The 22,742-nt window shown below is 59.0% G+C and carries 29 protein-coding genes and 1 pseudogene; 16 read left to right on the top strand and 14 right to left on the bottom strand.

What is annotated here, in order from left to right:
• Positions 1 to 228: 228 nt before the first annotated feature.
• The 3 genes from AWX27_RS03025 to AWX27_RS03035 form a co-directional block, all read right to left on the bottom strand.
• The gene (locus AWX27_RS03025) at positions 229 to 873 is read right to left on the bottom strand and encodes a Qnr family pentapeptide repeat protein (protein WP_060419314.1); all 645 of its coding nucleotides are present in this window, start codon (positions 871 to 873) and stop codon (positions 229 to 231) included.
• A gap of 43 nt (positions 874 to 916) precedes the next feature.
• The gene (locus AWX27_RS03030; RefSeq protein ID WP_230200969.1) at positions 917 to 2,011 is read right to left on the bottom strand and encodes an SMP-30/gluconolactonase/LRE family protein; all 1,095 of its coding nucleotides are present in this window, start codon (positions 2,009 to 2,011) and stop codon (positions 917 to 919) included.
• A 152-nt stretch (positions 2,012 to 2,163) separates the two neighbouring features.
• Complete coding sequence (locus tag AWX27_RS03035) at positions 2,164 to 2,373, bottom strand: hypothetical protein (protein ID WP_004941260.1); 210 nt, start codon at positions 2,371 to 2,373, stop codon at positions 2,164 to 2,166.
• A 141-nt stretch (positions 2,374 to 2,514) separates the two neighbouring features.
• Here AWX27_RS03035 and AWX27_RS03040 point away from each other — a divergent pair, with 141 nt between their 5' ends.
• On the top strand, positions 2,515 to 2,865 hold the full coding sequence (locus tag AWX27_RS03040) for a GFA family protein (protein WP_060419318.1): 351 nt from the start codon (positions 2,515 to 2,517) through the stop codon (positions 2,863 to 2,865).
• 12 nt (positions 2,866 to 2,877) lie between these two features.
• Here AWX27_RS03040 and AWX27_RS03045 read toward each other — a convergent pair whose 3' ends face one another.
• Complete coding sequence (locus AWX27_RS03045; RefSeq protein ID WP_033638236.1) at positions 2,878 to 3,294, bottom strand: DUF2000 domain-containing protein; 417 nt, start codon at positions 3,292 to 3,294, stop codon at positions 2,878 to 2,880.
• Between the two features lie 98 nt (positions 3,295 to 3,392).
• Complete coding sequence (locus AWX27_RS03050; protein WP_060419320.1) at positions 3,393 to 3,851, bottom strand: hypothetical protein; 459 nt, start codon at positions 3,849 to 3,851, stop codon at positions 3,393 to 3,395.
• Positions 3,852 to 4,082: 231 nt separating this feature from the next.
• Here AWX27_RS03050 and AWX27_RS03055 point away from each other — a divergent pair, with 231 nt between their 5' ends.
• Entirely contained in the window at positions 4,083 to 5,291 is a 1,209-nt protein-coding gene (locus tag AWX27_RS03055) for an MFS transporter (RefSeq protein ID WP_060419322.1), read from the top strand.
• Here AWX27_RS03055 and AWX27_RS03060 read toward each other — a convergent pair.
• Complete coding sequence (locus AWX27_RS03060; RefSeq protein ID WP_049202732.1) at positions 5,266 to 6,168, bottom strand: LysR family transcriptional regulator; 903 nt, start codon at positions 6,166 to 6,168, stop codon at positions 5,266 to 5,268. The two genes, AWX27_RS03055 and AWX27_RS03060, sit on opposite strands and share 26 nt — an antisense overlap.
• A gap of 122 nt (positions 6,169 to 6,290) precedes the next feature.
• Between AWX27_RS03060 and AWX27_RS03065 the strand changes: the two genes are divergently transcribed.
• Together AWX27_RS03065 and AWX27_RS03070 are read left to right on the top strand one after the other, a co-directional pair.
• Positions 6,291 to 7,031 carry an SDR family NAD(P)-dependent oxidoreductase gene (locus AWX27_RS03065; RefSeq protein WP_060419324.1) on the top strand — a complete coding sequence of 247 codons (741 nt, stop codon included), beginning with the start codon at positions 6,291 to 6,293 and terminating at the stop codon, positions 7,029 to 7,031.
• A 17-nt stretch (positions 7,032 to 7,048) separates the two neighbouring features.
• Entirely contained in the window at positions 7,049 to 7,258 is a 210-nt protein-coding gene (locus AWX27_RS03070) for a tautomerase family protein (RefSeq protein WP_060419326.1), read from the top strand.
• 84 nt (positions 7,259 to 7,342) lie between these two features.
• Here the strand turns inward: AWX27_RS03070 and AWX27_RS25245 are convergent, their stop codons facing one another.
• The gene (locus AWX27_RS25245; RefSeq protein WP_175444106.1) at positions 7,343 to 7,480 is read right to left on the bottom strand and encodes a hypothetical protein; all 138 of its coding nucleotides are present in this window, start codon (positions 7,478 to 7,480) and stop codon (positions 7,343 to 7,345) included.
• A gap of 294 nt (positions 7,481 to 7,774) precedes the next feature.
• Between AWX27_RS25245 and AWX27_RS03075 the strand changes: the two genes are divergently transcribed.
• Both AWX27_RS03075 and AWX27_RS03080 read left to right on the top strand, forming a co-directional pair.
• The gene (locus AWX27_RS03075; RefSeq protein ID WP_049202735.1) at positions 7,775 to 8,890 is read left to right on the top strand and encodes an AI-2E family transporter; all 1,116 of its coding nucleotides are present in this window, start codon (positions 7,775 to 7,777) and stop codon (positions 8,888 to 8,890) included.
• A gap of 92 nt (positions 8,891 to 8,982) precedes the next feature.
• Positions 8,983 to 9,195 carry a hypothetical protein gene (locus tag AWX27_RS03080; RefSeq protein WP_033638232.1) on the top strand — a complete coding sequence of 71 codons (213 nt, stop codon included), beginning with the start codon at positions 8,983 to 8,985 and terminating at the stop codon, positions 9,193 to 9,195.
• On the opposite strand, the gene AWX27_RS03085 is transcribed toward AWX27_RS03080, so the two are convergent.
• Positions 9,192 to 9,611, bottom strand: a complete 420-nt coding sequence (locus AWX27_RS03085; protein ID WP_060419327.1) for a GNAT family N-acetyltransferase — start codon at positions 9,609 to 9,611, stop codon at positions 9,192 to 9,194. The two genes, AWX27_RS03080 and AWX27_RS03085, sit on opposite strands and share 4 nt — an antisense overlap.
• Positions 9,612 to 9,757: 146 nt before the next feature.
• On the opposite strand from AWX27_RS03085, the gene AWX27_RS03090 reads away from it, so the two are divergent.
• The gene (locus AWX27_RS03090) at positions 9,758 to 10,048 is read left to right on the top strand and encodes a hypothetical protein (protein ID WP_025302534.1); all 291 of its coding nucleotides are present in this window, start codon (positions 9,758 to 9,760) and stop codon (positions 10,046 to 10,048) included.
• Between the two features lie 29 nt (positions 10,049 to 10,077).
• On the opposite strand, the gene AWX27_RS03095 is transcribed toward AWX27_RS03090, so the two are convergent.
• On the bottom strand, positions 10,078 to 10,980 hold the full coding sequence (locus tag AWX27_RS03095; protein ID WP_060419329.1) for an HNH endonuclease: 903 nt from the start codon (positions 10,978 to 10,980) through the stop codon (positions 10,078 to 10,080).
• A 148-nt stretch (positions 10,981 to 11,128) separates the two neighbouring features.
• A complete protein-coding gene (tolA, locus tag AWX27_RS03100; protein ID WP_204275758.1) occupies positions 11,129 to 11,695 on the bottom strand; it encodes a cell envelope integrity protein TolA in 567 nt (188 codons plus the stop codon).
• Between the two features lie 237 nt (positions 11,696 to 11,932).
• Between tolA and AWX27_RS03105 the strand changes: the two genes are divergently transcribed.
• From AWX27_RS03105 to uspF, 3 genes are all read left to right on the top strand, one after another.
• Positions 11,933 to 12,166, top strand: coding sequence for a YgdI/YgdR family lipoprotein (locus AWX27_RS03105; RefSeq protein ID WP_038877765.1), 234 nt, complete (start codon positions 11,933 to 11,935; stop codon positions 12,164 to 12,166).
• A 12-nt stretch (positions 12,167 to 12,178) separates the two neighbouring features.
• Positions 12,179 to 12,406 carry a YgdI/YgdR family lipoprotein gene (locus AWX27_RS03110; RefSeq protein WP_038877767.1) on the top strand — a complete coding sequence of 76 codons (228 nt, stop codon included), beginning with the start codon at positions 12,179 to 12,181 and terminating at the stop codon, positions 12,404 to 12,406.
• A gap of 216 nt (positions 12,407 to 12,622) precedes the next feature.
• Positions 12,623 to 13,078 (top strand): universal stress protein UspF, encoded by a 456-nt coding sequence (gene uspF / locus AWX27_RS03115; RefSeq protein ID WP_060419331.1) that lies wholly within the window; start codon positions 12,623 to 12,625, stop codon positions 13,076 to 13,078.
• 84 nt (positions 13,079 to 13,162) lie between these two features.
• On the opposite strand, the gene icd is transcribed toward uspF, so the two are convergent.
• Positions 13,163 to 14,416 carry an NADP-dependent isocitrate dehydrogenase gene (gene icd, locus AWX27_RS03120; RefSeq protein ID WP_015377612.1) on the bottom strand — a complete coding sequence of 418 codons (1,254 nt, stop codon included), beginning with the start codon at positions 14,414 to 14,416 and terminating at the stop codon, positions 13,163 to 13,165.
• 131 nt (positions 14,417 to 14,547) lie between these two features.
• On the opposite strand from icd, the gene rluE reads away from it, so the two are divergent.
• The 4 genes and pseudogenes from rluE to mnmA all read left to right on the top strand — a co-directional run bounded on the left by rluE (position 14,548) and on the right by mnmA (position 17,190).
• Positions 14,548 to 15,174: a 23S rRNA pseudouridine(2457) synthase RluE gene (gene rluE, locus AWX27_RS03125; protein ID WP_060419333.1), complete on the top strand. Its 627-nt coding sequence runs from the start codon at positions 14,548 to 14,550 to the stop codon at positions 15,172 to 15,174.
• A 22-nt stretch (positions 15,175 to 15,196) separates the two neighbouring features.
• Positions 15,197 to 15,522 (top strand): annotated as a pseudogene (locus AWX27_RS25340) (lysozyme inhibitor LprI family protein).
• Between the two features lie 14 nt (positions 15,523 to 15,536).
• Positions 15,537 to 15,983 (top strand): NUDIX hydrolase, encoded by a 447-nt coding sequence (locus tag AWX27_RS03130; protein WP_060419335.1) that lies wholly within the window; start codon positions 15,537 to 15,539, stop codon positions 15,981 to 15,983.
• 106 nt (positions 15,984 to 16,089) lie between these two features.
• Positions 16,090 to 17,190, top strand: coding sequence for a tRNA 2-thiouridine(34) synthase MnmA (gene mnmA / locus AWX27_RS03135; RefSeq protein WP_060419337.1), 1,101 nt, complete (start codon positions 16,090 to 16,092; stop codon positions 17,188 to 17,190).
• A 48-nt stretch (positions 17,191 to 17,238) separates the two neighbouring features.
• Here mnmA and kup read toward each other — a convergent pair whose 3' ends face one another.
• A complete protein-coding gene (kup, locus tag AWX27_RS03140; RefSeq protein WP_049296670.1) occupies positions 17,239 to 19,107 on the bottom strand; it encodes a low affinity potassium transporter Kup in 1,869 nt (622 codons plus the stop codon).
• 331 nt (positions 19,108 to 19,438) lie between these two features.
• Between kup and hflD the strand changes: the two genes are divergently transcribed.
• Together hflD and purB are read left to right on the top strand one after the other, a co-directional pair.
• On the top strand, positions 19,439 to 20,065 hold the full coding sequence (gene hflD, locus AWX27_RS03145; protein WP_060419339.1) for a high frequency lysogenization protein HflD: 627 nt from the start codon (positions 19,439 to 19,441) through the stop codon (positions 20,063 to 20,065).
• Between the two features lie 22 nt (positions 20,066 to 20,087).
• Complete coding sequence (purB, locus tag AWX27_RS03150; RefSeq protein ID WP_060419341.1) at positions 20,088 to 21,458, top strand: adenylosuccinate lyase; 1,371 nt, start codon at positions 20,088 to 20,090, stop codon at positions 21,456 to 21,458.
• A 51-nt stretch (positions 21,459 to 21,509) separates the two neighbouring features.
• On the opposite strand, the gene AWX27_RS03155 is transcribed toward purB, so the two are convergent.
• Both AWX27_RS03155 and AWX27_RS03160 read right to left on the bottom strand, forming a co-directional pair.
• Positions 21,510 to 22,214 carry a GNAT family N-acetyltransferase gene (locus AWX27_RS03155; RefSeq protein WP_060419343.1) on the bottom strand — a complete coding sequence of 235 codons (705 nt, stop codon included), beginning with the start codon at positions 22,212 to 22,214 and terminating at the stop codon, positions 21,510 to 21,512.
• A 16-nt stretch (positions 22,215 to 22,230) separates the two neighbouring features.
• Entirely contained in the window at positions 22,231 to 22,683 is a 453-nt protein-coding gene (locus AWX27_RS03160) for a GNAT family N-acetyltransferase (protein WP_049202749.1), read from the bottom strand.
• Positions 22,684 to 22,742 lie beyond the last annotated feature (59 nt).

Here is a 22,742-nt window from a genome sequence, read left to right on the forward strand (position 1 = left end):
TATGGGGCACTAGAGAAGAAAATTCGCGGAAGAAGAGGTATCTGAGGGATATCGCTAATACTGAGAACTGCTTTACTAAAACTGCTTTCATAAGGTCTGTACTACAAACCGATGCCCCTATTTACACACGGCTGAGTTATTTAAGCAAGCAATATTTAAATTTATATTCATAAACCGCGTAAACATATTTCCCCCAGGCACCGTGGAAAACGGGCCTGGGGCAATTTATTAGCCGATAACCGCAATCCCTAACCGCTCCAGCAGCTGCGCGGCCTGCAGGCTGTCCATTTTGACACCCTGCAGATCGGTGGTGCGCAAATCCAATTCGCCCAGTTCCGCGTTGCTCAAATCGCACTGGGTGACGTCGGCAGCGCGCCAGTCGAATCCGGAGAACTCGCCGCCGGACAGATCGGAGCCGCTGAAGCTGGCGCCGAGCACCTGTGCGCCGTGCCAGCGGTTTTCCCACAGCTCGCATTTCTCCAGCACCACCTTGGCGAAGTTGGCGTAGCTCAGATTGCTTTTGGTGATATAGGCGCTGCAAAACCAGGTGCGGCTGGTGATCATGTTCATAAAGCTGGCGCCGCGAAAATCAGCACCCTGCGCGCGGCACTCGCGGATCTCCAGCCCCAGGGCGCTGGCGTGGCGGAAGTCGGCCATCGACAAATCGCAGCTTCTGAAGCTGGCGTCTTTCAGTATCGCGCGGCTGAAATTGCCGCCCTGTCGGCTGTCGCGATCGTAAAACTGGCAGCCGATAAACTCGGTGCCGGTCAGATCGGCGCCCGAAAAATCACACAGCATAAAGCTGCCGTTTTCAATCTTCTCGCCGGTAAAGCGGTTACGGTCAATCTTTTCACCCTTCAACATCAGACTCATCGCGCGCACCTGTTTATTTATACAGTCAGTGCGGCATTTAATCCTATTCCGGCCGGGTTGGCAACCGTCGCCGATCGGCGGGCCTCCGCTCTAACGCCACCCTGACGATGCTGAACGTCCTGGTTCTCTCTGCCTGAGCGACGTCGGCAAACAAACGGGGATAACGCGAGTTGACGACCCACACCTCGCCATCGCGCAGCGCGGCGCCGGTCGGCCCATCCAATTCCGGCGGCGTGGCGACCGCCGTGATATGCGCGCTGGCCCAGTCGTCGTTCGAGGAGAGCAGCGTTACGTCGCCGGACATGCTCCCCTTTGCCCCCGGAAAAGACTGTACGATCACCAATTCATGGGCGTTTTTGAGCCGCAGCCCGTCCGGCCCTTTCAGCCGCTGCGGTAGCCTGATTTCACTTATCGCAGGCGCGCTATCCAGCGTCACCTTCCACAACAGCCCGCGGGTGTAGTCCGCCGCAATCAGATAGCCATCCGGGTGATACACGATACCGTTGAGATAAGGCTGCGTGCCCTGCGCAGCGGCGGGAACCTCGGCCGGCATCAAACGCGCTGAGCGCACCAGAATCGACACCTGGCGCGTTGCCCGGTCGACCTTGTAAATCTGCGGCTGGAAGCTGTCGGTCACGTAGATATTGCCCTGCGCGTCGAGCGCCAGATCGTTGGCCAGCGTCGGCCCACGGCTTAACGATGAGAGATCGTACGTCTGCTGCAGCGCGCCGGTATCGAGATTGAACTCCAGCACCTGCGCCACGCGATTGCGCGTACCGGGCGCAGAGCTGAGGGAGACCCCCACGTCTTCGTTGCACACCAGCACCCGATTACGCTCGGCGTCCACCAGCATGCCGGAGGTGGTGATGAGCCCCTTACCGGTGGAAAACCGCCGATAGCGGCCATCCGGGTAGACCAGGCCAAGCTGCCCACCGCGCAGGGAGGAGACCAGGAACGCACCGGCGCGCGGGTTCCAGGCGATACCCTCTGGATAAGCGCCGGCGGTATCCGGCGAGAATTCGATACGCTGCGCGGCCTGCGCCTGCATGACGCCGCTGAGAAGCAGCGCGACGCCGGCCAAGCAGGTGACGCGCCGGTGGCGCTGTAATAAGAAAGAAAAGAGGCTGAAGCGGAACATGAGCATGACCCTGATAAGGATTCGGATCGCTAGAGTAGGATCGCGTCGCTCACGGCACCAGCCGGAAAAAAGGCAATGCGCCACTAAAAAAATCGCAGCAATCAGCGCAAAAAAAACCGCCCGGTGCGGGCGGTTGAGGTGACGGCGAACCGTTACTTCAGGGCTTCCTGAATGGCGTCGGCCATCGGGCCGATGTGCTTCTCCGCCGCCTTCAGCTGGAAGTCTACGCCGTTGCCGTCGTTGGTATCCGACAGCGTGGCCTTGATCAATTCCAGCGCCGCCTGCACCGCCACCAGCCGTTTGTGCTGTTCGTCCGTGACCGGTTCGGCACCCATATTGGCCGGATAATAGTGTTCTAACATCGCGATCTCCTTTTGATGACGTTAAGCTCTAACCTACCAGAAAACCGCGCATTTACTAAGGAAACCGGGCCCTGCGCGGCCGAGTGGCGATAAATTGCACTATACTGGGCAAACACTTTCCCCTGTAACAGGATCATCGCCATGTCATTCCTGGGAAGCTGCCACTGCGGCGCCGTCACCTTCTCCGTGGACGCCGAACTGCCCACCGAGGCCCTCAGCTGCAACTGTTCGATCTGCCGCCGCAAAGGGCTGCTGCTGTCTTTCTTCCCCATCAGCGCCTTCACGCTCAACAGCGGCCAGGACCAGCTCAGCACCTACACTTTCAATCACCACAAGATCCGCCATCAGTTCTGCCGAGTCTGCGGTGCCCAGCCCTTCGCCTACGGCACTGCGCCGGACGGCGCCGCGATGTGCGCCGTCAACCTGCGCTGCGTGCCTGACATTGCGCTGGATGCGTTGCAGATCCACAGTTACGACGGCGCCAGCGTCTGAGATCCCGCGTTTTCAGCGGTAGACGGAGAATTTCTTGGTCAGCGGCTTAAGCTGTTCGGCGTCGCCGTAGAGCGCCACCGCCACGAAATCCAGCTGTTCGTAAGGGGTGTTGGCGGTGTCGGCGATCTGCTGTTCGGCAGAGTGCGACAGCATGGTGGTGGTGAAGAAGTTGGACAACACACCCTCTTCCTTGCACTTCAAAATCAGGTTGCTGAGCTGGCTGCTGTTCTTGGCCTGCAGGATCACGATCGGATAGTGGCTCATATTGGCGCTGACGCCGTCGAGGCTGCTCGGATAGTGGTGAAACTCGCGCTGCTCGATCAGATCGGTGATACCCGCCGTCAGATGGCAGGAAGCGTTAAACAGCGTGGCCGGTTCGTGATTGCGGTTGAGGATGATATAAAATTTTTTCTCGTTGTCGCTGTACATACTCTTCTCCTTGAATAGGCAGCCAGTTTTACCCAACCGGCGCACGGTTTCAAGGCGCGATAAGGGGCCGCGTCCGGCCCCGTGATAACGCTGCCGACTCAGACGGCGCCTTCACCCGGGCCGAGCGGCTGCGCCACCTGATGCAGCACGGTGATGTTCTGCAAAAGCGTGCCGCCGTCGATCGGCTTCATCTGGCCGTCGCGATCTTTATAGTGCGTCGGCTTGGCGCCGTGGAAGAACAGCCCGGCGTTGACCTGCACGCCCAGATAGCCTGCGCTGGCCGGCAGGCGCTGCACGTCGGTCCAGGGGTTGGAAACCGGCACGTACTGGAAGCCCTCGCCCGTCCTGGCGTACAGCGGGCGCAGCAGCGTGACAAAGGCCATCATCGGCGACAGCGCGTCTTTAAAGATCTGCACCGGCCGATCGACCGTCATCAGGAAACCCTGCGGCTGCTCCTCAACCGTGTCGAGGCTCAGGCTGCTGCTGATATCATCACCCCGGCCGCCATAGCTCCATTCAATGGCCGGCGCCCCACTCTCGTTCATCATCTCTGACATACACTGCTCCTTATAAAATGAATATCACACGCCTGCTGCGTGTCGGAACAGTAAACCGCTGAAGGGAGGCGAGCGTCCACGCCGGGCGGCACGCTGGCAAACCAAACAACGAAGGCGCGCAATCCATAAAGCTCGAAATGAATAATTTCCCCGCGTGATAGCGCAGCATTTGAACGACCTCAGCCGTTGCAAGAGCACATAGTGATGGCGTTACCGCCACTGGAGAGTGTTATGACCGCCATTAAATCGGACGCCATCGACCGCGTTCTTCCCGCCGCCACGCCCTGGTTAGCCGTCGTCAACGTGCTGTTCGCCGGCATCGCCGCGGCGCTGCACGTGGGCAAGGCCACCATCGCGCTGCCGGCGCTACAGGCCGAGTTCGGCCGTTCGCTCGAGGCGCTGAGCTGGGTGATTTCGGCCTTTCCCTTCGTCGGCGTGTTCGGCGGCATCGCCGCCGGGCTGTTGGTGCGCCGCTGGGGTGACCGGCGCCTGCTGGCGCTTGGGCTGCTGATCATCAGCGCCGCCAGCTTTACCGGCGCCACTCTGCACGACTTCGGCGGGTTGATCGTCAGCCGCTTTGTCGAAGGCCTCGGCTTCGTGATCGTGGTGGTCGCCTCGCCGGCGGTGCTGAACCGCCTCGTCGCCCCAGCGCAGCGCAGCCTGGTGTTCGGCATCTGGAGCACCTTCATGCCGGCGGGCATCGCCATTTCGCTGTTTTTCGGCCCGCACCTGGCCGACTGGCAACAGAGTTGGCAGGCCGGTGCGGCGCTGACGCTGCTGGCCGCCCTGCTGCTGCCGCTGACCACCTCCCGCCGTGCCGCCGAGGCACACGTTCCGCCGTTACAGCTGCGGCAAGCGCTGGGCGCGATGCTACGGGCGCGCCGGCCGCTGTTGCTGGCGCTGATGTTCACCACTTACAACCTGCAGTTTTTCTCGGTGATGACCTTCCTGCCGATCTTCCTGATGCAGCACATCGGCCTGTCGTTGGCGGCCGCCGGCGGCATCAGCGCGGCGGCGGTGGCGGCGAACATCATCGGTAACCTCGCCGCCGGGCTCTTGCTGTCGCGCGGTCTGCGGGCCGGTAGCCTGCTCGCGGCCACCAGCCTGATCATAGGCATCTTCGGCATCGGCATTTTCCTGCCGATGACGCCCAACGGCCTGCTGATCCCGCTGTGTTTCCTGTTCTGCGCCATCGCCGGCATGCTGCCCGCCACCATTCTGGCCGCCACGCCGGCGGCGACGCCGGAACCGACGCTGCTGCCGCTGAGCCTGGGGCTGGTGATGCAGGGGAACTATCTCGGCCAGGTGATCGGCCCGGTCGCGCTGAGCGCCATCGTGGCCGCGGCCGGTTGGGCGGCCCCGGCGTGGCTGGTGCTGGCGGCAGCGGTGTCAGGGGCACTGTTGGCGCTGGCGGCTAATCTTCCGTCAGAAAATCGATGAATTTCCGCACTTTAAGCGGAACATAACGCGCATAGGGATAAAGCAGAATGAAGGGGCGTGAGGCGCCGGCGTAATCTTTCAGCACCTCCACCAGCGCCCCGCTTCTCAGCTCTTGTTCGACGCTAAAGCGATAAACCTGCATCAACCCGGCACCATTTTTCACCAGCGTCAGCGTGGCGAGATAATCTTCCTGGCAGAGCCAACGCCCGCGGGTTTCCACTTTGCTATTTTCGCCCTGCACGTTAAAGGCCCAGGTGGTTTTCCTGCCGGTGCTGGGCAACGCATACTGAATGCAGTCGTGCTGGGCCAAATCCGCCGGCGTAAGCGGCGCAGGATGGCGCTGCAAATAGCCCGGTGACGCCACGACGATGAGTTCGGCCTCCTCCAATCGCCGCGATACCAGGCCAGAATCGTTCAGTTCGCTGCCACGAATGGCAACGTCGAATTTATCTTCGGAAAAGTCGATATTTTGATTACTGACGTGCAGATTCAGCGTGAGTTCGGGATAGCGCTGCGCAAACTCGGGCAGGCGCGGCAACAACCTAAAATGTGCGTATAGCGTCGGTACGCTGATGCTGAGCGTGCCGACCGGTTTCTGCCGCTCGCCGGAAATTTTCGCTTCGGCCTCGATCAGTTGGCTCAGCGCCCTGCGACACTCCAGGTAATAACTTTGGCCGGCATCCGTGACGCGCATCTGGCGCGTCGTGCGGATAAACAGCTTCGCCTGCAACCGCGCCTCCAGGCGCGCGACGGAACGGCTGACCGCCGCAGGCGTTATCCCGGCGGCATTGGCCGCGGCGGTGAAACTGCCGGTCTCGACGGTCAGGCAAAACAGCTCGATGCTGCCCACTTGGACATCGTCAAAATGACGTTGCATATCTATCCCTGCCAATTCATTACATAAAGTATAAATTAAAGTTCTTTCCCCCTCATTTTTCAATTCAAAGGTATGGATTACCGTTCACCTAGGCTAAATCACAGCCCTGTCGAGGAGGGGACATGAACAAGGTAAAAACGGTCATTGTAACGGGGGCATCGAGCGGATTGGGCTTTGCCATTGCGCAAGCCTATCTGGCACGCGGTTATCAGGTTGTCGCAAACGCCCGTTCGCTTGAACGGCTGCAAACGGCGGCGGACCAACTCGGCCATCAGGCCAATCTGCTGCTGGTGCCGGGAGACATTGCGCTGCCGGAAACCGCCGAACGGTTGTTCAGCATGGCGACACAAAGGTTTGGCCGGGTGGATATTCTCATCAATAACGCCGGCATATTTATCGCCAAGCCGATCGCCGACTATTCGCCGGAGGATGTCGAGGCCATGGTGGCAACCAACCTGAAAGGCTTCTTCTACCCAGCGCAGGCCGCCGCGCGGCATATGCAACAATTCGGCGGTGGCCATATCGTCGCCATCACCGCGTCGATCGCCATGCAGCCCAACAGTAAAGTGCCCGCCTTGCTGCCGGTGCTGATCAAAGGCGGCCTGAATCAGGCCGTACGCGAACTGGCGTTGGAGTTGGCGCCGCATAACGTGATGGTCAACGCCGTGGCGCCAGGCATCATCGCCACGCCGATGCACCAGAACGATGAGCAGAACCTGGCGCAGATGCGGCAACTGGCGCCAACCGGCCGCATAGGTCAACCTCAGGATATCGTCAACGCGGTGCTGTACCTGACCGATTCCCATTTTGTCACCGGCACCGCGATCGCGGTGGACGGCGGCGCAACCGCCGGGGTCTGGTGACCCCATGGAGCAATGATATGCCATACATCAACATTAAAGTGACCGATGAAGAGATCAGCGCCGAGCAAAAACGATGGCTGATCGAGGGGGCCACCGCGCTGCTGGAACAGGTGCTGAATAAACCGCGCCACACCACCTTCGTGGTGATTGACGAGGTGCCTACCGACAACTGGGGCGTCGGCGGAGAGAGCGTAACCACCCTGCGCGCCAAAGAACGGCGCGGATAACGGATGATTCATTATGTGAATGTATTGTCGTAGGGTACAGCGGCTAATTATCGTTATCGGGTCTGCATAGCTAGAGCAACCGCGCTATCGCGAAGGATAAGGCCAGTGATGATCAAGGCCCGATAATGACAAGGCGCCGGTCGCGGCAAGATAAACCAGTACGCCGGCGAAAACGATCAGCAGTGCTTTTTCTATAACGGCAAGTCGTTTGTGTTCAGTCATTTGCATACTCCTACGTGATATCGGGCGAACGGCCGCCCTCATCAACACTAGGAAAGCCTGGCGCAGGCGGCAAGCGCGGCTCACAAAATGAAACACAATCGATAAATTTTGTTAATTATTTAGCCCTCTTTCTTTTCTCGCGCCGCCGCCTGTCCACCGTGCGGTGCCCGCCTTGCCCTTAATAACCCTATGGAATACGCCACTAAAAATCCCCTACCGGTTAAGCAAAGGTGATGATAGTGTTGTTTTCATTCAGTTCATCTATGCTGAAAATTCATCTTTTGAGGGACGACTATGATGTCTAAAGGCATTTCCAAAGGATTCTTTATTCTGATCCTGTTTATCGTCACCGCCGCCTTTCTTGACGTGCTGGGGCCTTACTACTCCTCGGTGCTGTGGGCAATTATTCTGGCGGTGATTTTCCATCCGGTGAAAAAGAAGCTGAAGCAGTACGTCGGCGAACGCAACGGCGTGGTGTCGCTGCTGACGGTGGCGCTGATCTGCCTGATCGTGTTCACGCCGTTGGCGATCATCGCCTCGTCGCTGGCGATGGAATTCAACGTGATCTACACCAAGCTGCAGACCAACAACAGCCAATTGCCGACCATGCTGGCGGACTTTATGCGCCACCTGCCCGGCTGGGCGCAGCGCTTCCTGGCGGAACATAACCTCAACAGCGCCGCCGAGATCCAAAAGCAGCTTTCCGAGGTGGCGCTCAAGGGCGGGCAATACCTGGCGGGCAGCGTCTTCCTGATCGGCAAGGGCACCTTCAACTTCGTCGTCGGCTTCGGCGTGATGCTCTACCTGCTGTTCTTCCTGCTGAAAGACGGCCCCTATCTGGTGAACCTGGCGCTCGAAGCGCTGCCGCTCTCCCAGCACGTCAAGCACCACCTGTTCGTGAAGTTCGCCGCCGTCTCCCGCGCCACCGTCAAGGGCACGGTGGTGGTCGCCGTGGTGCAAGGTGCGCTCGGCGGGCTGGCGTTTTACTTTACCGGCATCGACGGCAGCCTGCTGTGGGGCGCGCTGATGGCGTTCCTGTCGATCATCCCGGCCGTGGGCTCCGCCATCATCTGGGTGCCGGCGGTGATCTACTTCTTCGCCACCGGCATGCTGTGGAAAGCCATTTTCCTGGTGGTGTTCTTCGTGGTGGTGATCGGCCTGGTGGACAACATCCTGCGCCCGCTGCTGGTGGGCAAAGACACCAAAATGCCGGACTACCTGATCCTGATTTCCACCCTGGGCGGCATGGAGATCTACGGCATCAACGGCTTCGTCATCGGCCCTTTGATCGCCGCGCTGTTCATCGCTTGCTGGAACATCCTGTCCGGCCGCGACAGCGAGGAGAACATCGAAGAGATCGACGAAGAATTCATCGAGGAAGGCAAAAATCATCCCGACGCGGCGGAGTAACACTCTCGCAGCGAATCACACCGGGGCCCAATTGGGCCCCTTTTTTGTCTGTGGTATCCTTGCCGTGCTTACAAGGAAGAACGGGTTTCGTTATGCTTATTTTTTACGCCACGCTGGCTATCGCCTTCACTCTGCTGTGCCTGATGGCCTTTCTCTATTGCGCTTATCAGCTGTCGAAGCACGGCGACGTCAAGTTTTTGGCCTCGCTTTCCGTGCTGCTCTTCGCGCTGCTGGCCTTCTATGCCGCTTATGGCTACGTCAGCACCTGGCTGCAACAGCAGGCGGTCGATGTCCGGCTGTATTAGCGCGCCGGGATAAAAAAGACCTGCTCCGGATCGCCGTCATCGAGATTGTCAATCTGGCCGCTGGCGACAAACCCGGCGTTCAACAGCAGCCGCTGCATCGGCAGGTTGGAGCGATTGGTGGAGGTGAACAGCTTCGGGTGCCGACAGTGGGATTTCAACGCGGCAATCAGCACCAGCCCGACGCCCCGGCGGCGATAGCGCTCGCCAACCATCAGCATCTCGATAAAGCCGCAGCCGAAGAAGTGATAGTGCAGCACGCCGTAGCCCATCGCCATGCCCTGTTCCTCGGCAAGATAACAGATGCCCTGCCCGCACCAGGCGCGGATCTGCGCCGCGCGCTGCGGCTCGTCTTCGGCAGCGCTGTCGAGGGCGATCAGGGCTGCGGCATCGGTTTCAGTGGCAAGACGAACAGGCATGTTTACCCCCTCATGTTTATGGGTAGCGGCGACACCGCTTCAACGAAACGGCAACCGAAGCGGGATAATTTTTACATCCCCGCCGAATTTTGTAATCCTATTATAGAGTTACTAGAACCCACGCCAAAGAAGGAAAGCATTTCCCAGTGAGAATACCGCAAATCTCCGCCGCCCTGCTGTTTACCCTGCTGCTGGCGGGCTGCCAGTTCCACAAAACCGTGTTCCCGCCGCCGTATATCGGCACCCCGCAAGAGATCAGCACCTACGAAGTGAAAGGGCTGACGTTCGTCACCACCGTCACCTTCAGCGGCCTGTTCGCCGAAGATCTGGTGCGCGAATACGCACAGAAACACCACTACCGCTATTACGTGGTAACGATGCGCAGCAACGGTTTTAAAGATCGGGCCGAGCGCGTGAGCGCGATGATGTATCGGTAGGAGCGCCGGCCCTGATTTGCAAACCTGCATCAGGGCTCTACTTCAAAACCCCATCTCGCTCGATGCCGCCGCAGGTAAGCTCTGTTCTTTTCAGACAACCCGCTAATGTTGGCGTCCAACGGGATCCTTAGCTCGCATAACAAACCGCTCATCGTCCGTGAATACAGCAAACGTCCATCATCGGCAAAACTGATCATGCCGCGATCGAACAGCTTGTCCAGATTGGGGATTAACGGCAGACCATTGTGCGGATCCACTTTTTCTTCTGAGGTCGCAATCGACCAGGCAACGATGTGAGAGGCAATGAGAATAGACGGCTCCGCAATCCCCGTGACGGCGCACCGGTTTCCCCACCGCTTAAACATTTTATCGCGATAGGGGCCATGCCCAATCCGCGCCTGAATCACCGTTGCTTGCTCACCACCGATCTCTTTGGTGATTTCGACGGTATCCGCATGGAAGTTGATAGAGAGATTTTCCGAGATAAAACTGGTGATCAACGCGGCTGCCGGTGCGGGGATCTCGCACATATAGTTTTCGGTGCATCCGCCTGTCTTATTAAAAACGCGCGGAAGGCAAGTCGGGTTGTGCATGCGCATGAACGCCTGATTAAAAAGGGAAACATCAATAGGTAGTTCAAGACGCGTCAGTTCCAAATCGACTTGGGTACCCGCAATATGCCGCGGTCCCGCGACCCGATGCTCAGGCCGCGGTGCAGAGTAAGCATCGCGTACCGCTGTCGCCACGCCGATAATCTTCCTACCCTTGTGGCAAAAAATCAGGTCACCCTCTTTGACTTTTTTGACCGTTTCCCACCCGGCAGGCTTAAACATGTGCCCAGTCTTATTTATTCCATATTGCGGCGCCCACAGAAATTCGCCCTTCAAAACTTCCGCGACGCTGCCACCGATGTTGACCCAGAAAAAACGCATTGCCACTCTTTTATAATCAGGGGTTTTAACGTTTATCGTCACCATTCATCAATGGCTTTAGTGATTTTCACCCATTAACGCAGAGTGACGGCAATAAAAAATCCCGGCCTTGACCGGGATAGCGTTGCACAGAAACAGCGTTGCTTATTCACTGAGGGCGAAATTCCAACGTGATAATTTGGAACGCATTATGAACCTCTGGCGTTGGCGGCTTAGGCAGACGCGCATCGGCAACCGCCTTCATGGCGGCACGGCAAAGATCCGGATCGCCACCTTCAGTTCGAACACCGACTGGCATGCCGTCCGGCGCCAGCGTGATACGCAATGTACAGCGTTGGCCTGAGTAAGTGGCGGCGTCTTTTAAATGGCGTTGAATCTCAGCTTGCACCTGAGTCATGTAATGTAATTTCTCTTTTCCCGGCGCCGGCGTCTTTGGGTCGCCAAGGTTGGCGAAAAGATCATCGACCTCTTTATTCGCCGTATCGTTTTGGCTGGGGGCAGTACTCTTGGCACACCCCGTTAACGTCAGCGCGGTCATCGCCGCCAATAGTATCGCGATGCCGGTTTTGTAGCCTGAATGCGTTATTTTCATATCCCTGTCCTTATGGATGATTATCAGATGAATCAACGTTGTATTCAAAAAGATCCCCGGTGAATACTTATACAGAATTAACATCCAACCACCAGAGACATTGTTAGTATCAAGCATCGGCATGCGGAGTTTCTTGGTCCGATGATGGCATGATGCCATAGCGCCCTCGCCGGGCAGTACGTCTGCGAGCCCTGACCTATCGATAACTTTGTTATCCGAACGATCAATCACCCCATCAATAAATTAAGAAATTCTTAATTTTTTATCGCATTAAAAGCGTTTCAACGCTAACAATCTGGAGATCCTGCCTATACTTACTTTCCTGCTATTAAATTCATTTAAGTAACCAGGATGGTAAGTATGAAAAGTAAACGACTCTTTGCCGCGCTTCTTACTGCGACTACGGTGATGTTCATAGCGGGCTGCGCTTCCAATCAGGCGATCAAAACAACGGATGGCAAGACCATTGTCACCGACGGCAAGCCTCAGGTCGATAAAGATACCGGGTTAGTCTCCTATCGAAATGCAGAAACGGGCAAAACGGAACAGATCAATCGAGACCAGATTGCAAACATGAGTGAGTTGGATAACTAAAAGGAGCTACAAATGAAAAAAACGCTTGTTCTTCCCGCGATCGCCCTGGTTGCCATCGCCGCACTGTCAGGCTGCACACGCACCAGCTACGCCATCCATACCCACGACGGTCGAACGCTCATCAGTGACGGTAAGCCGAAAGAAACCGCTGCCGGGTTGATCGGTTATACCGACGCCAATGGCGTTAAACAGCAAATCAACAAGACGGAAGTCAAAGAGGTTTCAGAGATCCCGCATTAAGATTTCGATAACCTTAGCCAGCTAAAACCAAGGGAGCCAATGGCTCCCTTTCTACTCAAAAAACCGGCGTGCTTGCGTGAATTTAACGATAACGTCGATAACCACCTGACATTTAGCGCCAACGTTCTCAGGTTTGCCATAGGGATCTCCCCTTTCCCTGCATCAAGCAGCTATAATCCAAAAAGTGGAGTTTTTTGATAACGATAAGGAGGGAGTATGTATAAAACTATCTTGGTTCCCGTGGATATTACCGAGCCGGAATTAACACAGCAGGTCATCCCGCATGTCAACGCGCTCGCCAGGCTCGAAGACTCCCACGTCCATTTCCTGGCGGTGATCCCGTCGCGCGCCACCTACGCCGCTTTCGGCTTTGCCGCCACGGCTGCAATAGAAACCAAAGACGAAACCATTGCGCTAGCGACCGAGGGGCTGGCAAAAGCGGCAAAACAATTCAGCGTGCCTGAAGATAGAGTGACCACGCACGTTGCCGTCGGCGATCCTAAAGATCAGATCCTGGAACTCGCTGATGCGCTTAACGCGGAGATTATCGTGATGGGTTCCAACCGCCCTTCTGCGATCACTTACCTCCTCGGCTCCAATGCCACCGCCGTCGTCCGCCACGCCAATTGCCCGGTGCTGGTCGTACGTGAATCGGCTAACGCCGCTCGCTGAGCCTGTCCGATACCTCACTCATATTTGAACAATAAAAAAACGGGAGCCCTAAGGCTCCCGCTCTCATTCAAGCGCTGAACACACTTACATGTGTTTAACGATAGCGTCGCCAAACTCTGAACATTTCAGCAGCTTAGCGCCTTCCATCAGGCGTTCGAAGTCATAGGTCACGGTCTTGGCGGCGATGGCGCCTTCCATACCTTTAACGATCAGGTCAGCCGCTTCGAACCAGCCCATGTGGCGCAGCATCATCTCTGCAGACAGGATGATGGAGCCTGGGTTCACTTTGTCCTGGCCGGCGTACTTCGGCGCGGTGCCGTGAGTCGCTTCGAACAGCGCGCAGTCGGAGCCGATGTTGGCGCCCGGCGCGATGCCGATGCCGCCGACCTGGGCCGCCAAGGCGTCGGAGATGTAGTCGCCGTTCAGGTTCATACAGGCGATCACGTCGTATTCCGCCGGGCGCAGCAGGATCTGCTGCAGGAAGGCGTCGGCGATCACGTCTTTAACCACGATCTCTTTGCCGGTGTTCGGGTTCTTGATCTTCAGCCATGGGCCGCCGTCGATCAGCTCGCCGCCGAACTCTTCGCGCGCCAGCTCATAGCCCCAATCCTTGAAGGCACCTTCGGTGAACTTCATGATGTTGCCTTTGTGAACCAGGGTCACGGAGTCGCGGTCGTTGGTGATGGCGTATTCGATCGCCGCACGCACCAGACGCTTGGTCCCTTCTTCGGAGCATGGCTTCACGCCGATACCGCACTGCTCTGGGAAGCGGATTTTCTTCACGCCCATTTCGTCGCGCAGGAATTTGATCACTTTGTCCGCTTCGGCAGAGCCGGCTTTCCACTCGATGCCGGCGTAGATGTCTTCGGCGTTTTCGCGGAAGATCACCATGTCGGTCAGCTCAGGCTGTTTCACCGGGCTTGGGGTGCCCTGGTAGTAACGCACCGGGCGCAGGCACACGTACAGGTCCAGCTGCTGGCGCAGGGCCACGTTCAGAGAACGAATGCCACCGCCGACCGGGGTGGTCAGGGGGCCTTTGATGGCGACGCGGTAGTCGCGGATCAGGTCCAGAGTTTCGTCCGGCAGCCACACGTCTTTACCGTAAACGTGGGTAGATTTTTCGCCGGTGTAGATTTCCATCCAGGAGATTTTACGTTCGCCGTGGTAAGCCTTTTTAACAGCCGCATCAACCACGTGGATCATGGCAGGAGTCACGTCAACGCCGATGCCGTCGCCTTCGATGAACGGGATGATCGGGTTATGAGGAACAACCAGTTTACCCTGGGCGTCAACCGTGATTTTTTTACCTTCTGCCGGAACAACTACTTTGCTTTCCATCAACCTCTCCTTCAAGCGCAATTTTGTTAATGCTTTGTAAGATGCGTGTAGATACTACTTGAATATTCGGTCCGCGCCAATCCGAAACGGATTCGGTTATAATGCGCTTATCATCCGTAATCTCAACTGTTATGAAAAAATTCTCTGTTAGAAATCACAACGTTAAACGATTCAGCAAGCCGAATGCCGCCAAACCCGCCGCGCCGAAAGGGCCGCGCCGAATTGTGTTATTCAACAAGCCCTTCGACGTGTTGCCGCAGTTCACCGACGAAGCCGGCCGCGCCACGCTGAAAGAGTACATCCCCTTCCCCGACGTTTACGCCGCCGGGCGCCTGGATCGCGACAGCGAAGGGCTGCTGGTGCTGACCAACGACGGCCAGCTGCAGGCGCAGCTCACCCAGCCGGGGAAGCGCACCGGCAAAATCTATTATGTGCAGGTCGAGGGCGCGCCGCAGGAGAGCGATCTGGCGCCATTGCGCAGCGGCGTCACGCTGAAAGACGGCCCCACGCTGCCCGCCGGGGTGGAGCTGGTGGCCGAGCCGCAGTGGCTGTGGCCGCGCAACCCACCGATCCGCGAACGTAAATCCATCCCCACCAGCTGGCTGAAAATCACCCTGTATGAAGGGCGAAACCGCCAGGTGCGTCGCATGACGGCGCATATCGGGTTCCCTACCCTGCGCCTGATTCGCTACAGTATGGGTAATCTTTCGCTGGGTTCACTGCAGCCTGGTGAATGGAAAAGCATCGATTCCCTGTAGACCGATAACTGATGGAGGCGCCATGAAATACACGCCGATCGCGCTGCTGCTCGCCGCTCTGGCGGCCCCGTTCGCCGCCCAGGCCGCCAGCTTCGACTGCGCCAAGGCGGCAAACCGCGATGAGCAAGCCATCTGCGCCAACCGCACGCTGAACGATCTGGACGTGCAAATGGCCACCAAATACCAATTCCTGCGCGGCCTGTTCGCCATGGGCGCGCGGACAGCCAGCAGGCCTGGCTGGCAAAACGCCAGCGGTGCGGCGGCGATACCGCCTGCCTGCTGCAAAGCTACCGCACCCGCATCGCCGAGCTGGACGACATCTATCGGCGTATCGACAAACCGCTGTAAGGAAAGGAGAGCGCATGTTCAAACCGCACGTCACCGTGGCCTGCGTAGTGCACGCCGCCGGCAAATTTTTGATGGTCGAAGAGACCATCAACGGCAAAGCGCTGTGGAATCAGCCGGCCGGCCACCTGGAGGCCGACGAGACGCTGGTGCAGGCTGCCGAGCGCGAGCTGTGGGAGGAGACCGGCATCCGCGCCACGCCGCAGGCGTTCCTGCGCTTGCACCAGTGGATCGCGCCGGATCGCACGCCGTTCCTGCGTTTTTGCTTCGTTATCGAGCTGGAACAGCCGCTGCCGACCGAGCCGCACGACAGCGACATCGATCGCTGCCTGTGGCTGAGCGCCGACGAGATTCTGCAGGCGCCCAACCTGCGTTCCGCGCTGGTGGCGGAGAGCATTCGCAGCTACCAGCAGCCGGAGCGCTACCCGCTGTCGCTGGTCGGCAGCTTCGCCTGGCCGTTTTAAGGGCGCCGGGCAGCACAAGATGAACAGTGCGCCGGCGCGGCCAACGTGGTAAAATCCTGCGCTTGTTTTTATCAGCACGGTTCGTGTTCAAGTTCGTGAGATCCCCATGTCAGACAACAGCCAGAAAAAAGTAATCGTCGGTATGTCCGGCGGCGTCGACTCTTCCGTTACCGCCTATCTGTTACAGCAACAGGGCTATCAGGTCGCTGGGCTGTTCATGAAGAACTGGGAAGAAGACGACGACGAAGAGTACTGCTCAGCCGCGACCGATCTGGCCGACGCGCAAGCGGTCTGCGACAAGCTGGGCATCGAACTGCACACGGTGAACTTTGCGGCGGAATACTGGGACAACGTGTTTGAGCTGTTCCTGGAAGAGTACAAGGCCGGCCGCACGCCGAACCCGGACATCCTGTGCAATAAAGAGATCAAATTCAAAGCCTTCCTGGAGTTCGCCGCCGAAGATCTGGGGGCCGATTTTATCGCCACCGGCCACTACGTGCGCCGCCAGGATGTGAACGGCAAGAGCCGCCTGCTGCGCGGCGTCGACGGCAACAAAGATCAGAGCTACTTCCTCTACACCCTGAGCCACAAGCAGGTGGCGCAAAGCCTGTTCCCGGTCGGGGAGCTGGAGAAGCCGGAGGTGCGCCGCATCGCCGAGCAGCTGGAGCTGGTCACCGCCAAGAAGAAAGATTCTACCGGCATCTGCTTTATCGGCGAGCGCAAGTTCCGCGACTTCCTCGGCCGCTACCTGCCGGCCCAGCCGGGCCCGATCGTCAGCGTTGACGGCCAGACCGTCGGCGAACACCAGGGCCTGATGTATCACACCCTGGGCCAGCGCAAAGGGCTGGGCATCGGCGGCATGAAAGACAGCAGCGAAGATCCGTGGTACGTGGTCGATAAAGACGTGGCCAACAACGTGCTGGTCGTCGCGCAGGGGCACGATCACCCGCGCCTGATGTCTGTCGGCCTTATCGCGCAGCAGCTGCACTGGGTGGATCGCCTGCCGCTGAGCGGCCCGTTCCGCTGCACGGTGAAGACCCGCTATCGCCAGCAGGATATCCCTTGCACCGTGACCCCGCTCGACGATGAACGCATCGAAGTGCGTTTCGACGAGCCGGTCTCCGCCGTCACCCCCGGCCAGTCGGCGGTGTTCTACCAGGGCGAAATCTGCCTCGGCGGCGGCATCATCGAACAGCGCCTGGCGTAACTGCCAGGCAAAAGAAAAACGCTGCGTTTACCGCAGCGTTTTTTTTATTCAGAACTCCACCTGCGCCCCCAGCTCGATCACCCGGTTCGGCGGGATTTCGAACAGGTCCGGCGCCCGTAGCGCGTTGCGCTGCAACAGCTGGAACACCTTGCCGCGAATGCGCAAATACCAGGGCCGCTTGCCCAGCACCAGCGTATCGCGCGACATGAAGAACGAGGTCTCGTTCATGGTGAAGCTCATCCCTTCCAGCCCACAACGGTACAGAATGTCCGTCACGTTGGGCGTTTCGCGCCAGCCGTAGCTCGCCACCACCCGCCAAAAGCTCGCCGACAGCTGTTCGATCGCCACCCGCTGCACGTTGTGCACGTACGGCATGTCGGTGGTGACGATGGTCAGCAGCACCACGCGCTCATGCAGCACCTTGTTGTGCTTCAGGTTGTGCAACAGCACCAGCGGCACCGCGTGCGGCGTGCGCTCCATAAACACGGCGGTGCCCGGCACCCGCTTCGGTGGCGCCTTCTCCAGCGACTCGATCAGCGCGGTCAGCCCCTCCTGATTGTCGCGCAGCCGGCGGATCAGGCGCGAACGCTCGGTCTTCCAGGTCAGCATGATCAGCAGAATGGTCAGCCCGAGCGCCACCGGCAGCCAGCCGCCGGTCGCTAGTTTGATCAGGTTGGCGCCGAACAGCGGCACGTCGATGCACAGCATGATAACCAGCATCAGCCCGCCCAGATAGCGCGGCCAGCCCCAGTTTTTCACCGCCACGATGCTCAGCAAAATCGACGACAGCAGCATGGTGCCGGTCACCACGATGCCGTAAGCCGAGGCCAGGTTGCTGGAGTGTTTGAAGCTGATGATCACGATCAGCACCGCAGCGAACAGCAGCCAGTTCACCACCGGAATGTAAATCTGCCCAGACTCCTGATCGGAGGTATAAATGATGCGCATCGGCGGCAGGTAGCCCAGCCGCACCGCCTGGCGCGTCAGCGAGAACACGCCGGAGATCACCGCCTGCGAGGCGATGACCGTCGCCAGCGTGGCGATCACCAGCAGCGGGATCAGCGCCCAGGTCGGCGCCAGCAGGAAGAACGGGTTGTTGATCGCCGCCGGGTTGGCCAGCAGCAGCGCCCCCTGGCCGAAGTAGTTCAGCACCAGCGACGGCGCTACCAGGGTAAACCACGCCAGGCGGATCGGTTTTTTACCGAAGTGGCCCATATCGGCGTACAGCGCTTCGGCGCCGGTCACCGACAGCACCACCATGCCCAGCGCAAAGAACGATACTGCCTTGTACTCGAGGAAAAAATTCACCGCCCAGTAAGGGTTCAACGCCCGCAGCACGCCGGGGTGATGCAAAATGCCGCCGATGCCCAGCAGCGCCAGCGTCAGGAACCAGATCACCATCGCCGGCGCGAACAGCTTGCCGACGCTGCCGGTGCCGTGTTTTTGGATCGCAAACAGCGCGGTCAGCACCAGCAGCGAGAGCGGCACGATAAAGCGGTCCAGCTCGGGGGCGATAATCTGCAGCCCCTCGATGGCCGAGAGCACCGAAATGGCCGGGGTGATCACCCCGTCGCCATAAAAGAAGCTGCCGCCCACCAGCCCGATCAGCACCGCCGCCGGCACCCAGCGCGCATCCAGGTTGCGGATCGCCAGCGACATCAGCGTCAGGATCCCCCCCTCGCCGTCGTTGTCGGCGCGCATCACGAAACAAATGTATTTAATTGACACCACCAGCGTCAGCAGCCAGAAGATCAGCGACAGAAAGCCGTAGATCGAGGCCGGCGTCATGGTGATACCCTCCTCTGCCGTCAGGCATTCGCGCAGGGTGTACAGCGGGCTGGTGCCGATATCGCCGTACACCACGCCGATGGCCGCCAGCGTCACCGCCGGCAGCGGCTGCTTGTTTTTTACATGCATATAAAGGTCTTTATTTGAGGGCTCACGTTGGCAGTATAGATGCAGCCGCCGCACTTTATTTGCCGCCGCAACAATATGTTCGCGCCGCCACGCCGGCGATTTTCGCCGCCTATTTGCACAGTTCTGCGCCGCACGGCGCCTCCGCCTCGTTACGGGCGTATTAGACGCTGGGTTTACCCTCGATTTTGTGGCATGATCCGCGGCATTCGTTGTCATCGTTGTTACAGCCACGCCCGATCGTTCCCGTTCGCGGCCGCCGCCGTTACCCTGGCGATACACACAACCTTATGCAGTAAGCCATGTACCGTTCACCGCGTTTACAGGAGTCATCGTGGCGAAGAATTATTATGACATCACGCTGGCCATGGCAGGTATCAGCCAGGCGGCGCGTTTGGTTCAGCAGTTGGCCCATGAAGGGCAATGCAACCGCGAAGCCTTTCAAACCTCGCTGAAAAGCCTGCTGCAGATGGACCCGCCCTCCACGCTGGCGGTGTTCGGCGGTGAAGAACGCAATTTGCTGGTCGGCCTCGAAACCCTGATGGGCGTGCTTAACGCCAACAACAAAGGGCCAGGTGCGGAACTGACCCGCTACACCATCAGCCTGATGGTGCTGGAGCGCAAGCTCAACGCCAACAAACAGGCGATGAACACGCTCGGCGAACGCCTCGGCCAGCTCGAGCGCCAGCTGGCGCACTTCGATCTTGAGTCGGACACCATCATCAGCGCGCTGGCCGGCATTTACGTCGACGTGGTCAGCCCGCTCGGGCCGCGCATCCAGGTGACCGGCTCGCCGGCAATCTTGCAGAACCCGCAGGTGCAGGCCAAGGTTCGCGCCACGCTGCTGGCCGGCATTCGCGCCGCCGTGCTGTGGCAACAGGTCGGCGGCAGCCGCCTGCAGTTAATGTTTTCCCGTAATCGTCTGTTCAAACAGGCGCAAAATATCGTTGCTCATTGTTAATCGATCCCAGGAGTTGCTACCGATGGAATTATCCTCACTGACCGCCGTTTCCCCCGTTGATGGACGCTACGGTGATAAAGTCAGCGCACTGCGCCCCATTTTCAGCGAATACGGTCTGCTGAAATTCCGCGTACAGGTTGAAGTACGTTGGCTGCAAAAACTGGCGACCTGCGCAGAAATCAAGGAAGTTCCCGCTTTTGACGCCGACGCAAACGCTTTCCTCGACAAAATCGTCGCGGAATTCAATGAAGAAGACGCTCAGCGCATCAAAACCATCGAGCGCACCACCAACCACGACGTGAAAGCGGTCGAGTATTTCCTGAAGGAAAAAGTGGCGGCGGTGCCTGCGCTGCACGCGGTGTCCGAGTTCATCCACTTCGCCTGCACCTCTGAAGACATCAACAACCTGTCGCACGCGCTGATGCTGCAAAGCGCCCGTCAGGACGTGGTGCTGCCTTACTGGCGCAAGATCATCGACGCGCTGAAAGGGCTGGCGCTGGAATACCGCGATATCCCGCTGCTGTCGCGCACCCACGGCCAGCCGGCGACCCCGTCGACCGTCGGCAAAGAGTTCGCCAACGTGGCTTACCGCATGGAGCGCCAGTACCGTCAGCTGGAGCGCGTGGAGATCATGGGTAAAATCAACGGCGCGGTCGGCAACTACAATGCCCACATCGTCGCTTACCCGGAAGTGGACTGGCACCAGTTCAGCGAGGCGTTCGTGACCTCGCTCGGCATCACCTGGAACCCGTACACCACCCAGATCGAGCCGCATGACTACATCGCCGAGCTGTTCGACTGCGTAGCGCGTTTCAACACCATCCTGCTCGACTTCGACCGCGACATCTGGGGCTACATCGCCCTGAACCACTTCAAGCAGAAGACCATCGCCGGCGAAATCGGCTCTTCCACCATGCCGCACAAGGTCAACCCGATCGACTTCGAAAATTCCGAAGGCAACCTGGGCCTGGCCAACGCCGTGCTGGGCCACCTGGCGGGTAAACTGCCGGTTTCCCGCTGGCAGCGCGACCTGACCGATTCCACCGTGCTGCGTAACCTGGGCGTGGGCCTGGGCTACGCGCTGATCGCCTATCAGGCCACCCTGAAAGGCATCAGCAAGCTGGAAGTGAACCAGGCGCACCTGCTGGACGAACTGGATCACAACTGGGAAGTGCTGGCCGAGCCGATCCAGACCGTGATGCGCCGCTACGGCATCGAGAAGCCATACGAGAAGCTGAAAGAACTGACCCGCGGCAAACGCGTGGATGCCGCCGGCATGCAGGCGTTCATCGATAGCCTGGCGCTGCCGGAAGAAGAGAAAACCCGTCTGAAGGCGATGACCCCGGCCAACTACATCGGTCGCGCCACCACCATGGTCGACGAGCTGAAGTAAGCGCTTTAGCCTGACAACGACAAGGCGGCCCTCGGGCCGCCTTTTTCTTTGCTATTCGCCGCGCAACACCTTCAGCCTGGCTATCTGCCGCCCCTGCGCATCGAAGTTGTCCGCGTTCAGCCAGCGTGCCAGCGCCTGCCGCACCGCCGGCCAACGGTCAGCGGTGATGGCGAACCAGTCGGTATCCCGGCTGCGCCCCTTGACGATCACCGCGAAGCGGAAGTTACCCTCGTAGCGAAAACCGAAGCGCAGCGCGGCCTGGCGCGACGGCGCGTTATGGCTGTCGCACTTCCACTCGCAGCGGCGGTAGCCCAGCGTGTCGAAGGCGTAGCGCAGCAGCAGCGCGATGGCTTCGGTGGCGCTGGAGCGCTGTTTCATCAACGGCGACCAGCTGACGTGGCCGATCTCCAGCACGCCGTTGGCCTCGTCGATGCGCATCAGTGCCACCGTGCCCACCGGCGCATCGCTGGCGGCGTCGAACACCGTTAGATTAACCAGCATCGGGTTGGCCTGCAGCGTCTCCAGGTGTTGCAGCATCGCCGCCGGCGTATCGGGCCGTTCGATAGACAGATAGGTCCAGTCGCGGCCGTCCGGCGCCAGTTGAAACGCCTCGAACAGCGCGGCGTAATCCCGCTGCGGCTCGAGCGGCGCCAGCGAGCAGAAACGCCCGCCGAGCGTCGCGCCCCCCGGGCGGCGAGCCGGCTGCCAATCCGGCATCGGTTCCCCGACCGGCTGACCATAACGATTCATTGCCATAAACGCCCTCCTGCGATTAACGGGAATAAACGATAAACGAGCTTCTTCTGCCGATTTTGTCGTACAGCGAGCGCGCCGGCGCGTTGTACTCCTGGGTCATCCAGTAGACCCGATCGCTGCCGCGCGTCTCTGCCAATCGGTATGCCTGTTCGAACAGCTTTTCCGACACCTTGTGGCCGCGCGCCTGCGGCGACACATAGAGATCTTCGATATAACAATAGCCGACCGCGCTCCAGGTGGACGGGTGGAACACCAGGTTCATCAGCCCCAGCAGCCGGCCCTCGGCATCCTCCGCCACCAGCCCGTACACCTGTTCATCCTGCCCCAGGCGTTCGAAGGTGCGATCGGTCACCTGCGGCGCCACGTCGGCGCGGTAAAAATCGAGATAGCCCTGCCACAGCGCCAGCCATTGCGCTTTGTCGTCGCCATTGATTCTGCGGATAGTCACTTCAGGGTTGGATAGGTTCATAGCGCCTCACGGAGTAAGATATTATTTCCATTAGGGAAATAATCGGATAGCGGCAGAAT

Origin of the sequence: Serratia sp. 2880STDY5682894 (genome assembly GCF_001537385.1) — a bacterium.
Lineage (GTDB): Bacteria > Pseudomonadota > Gammaproteobacteria > Enterobacterales > Enterobacteriaceae > Serratia > Serratia nevei.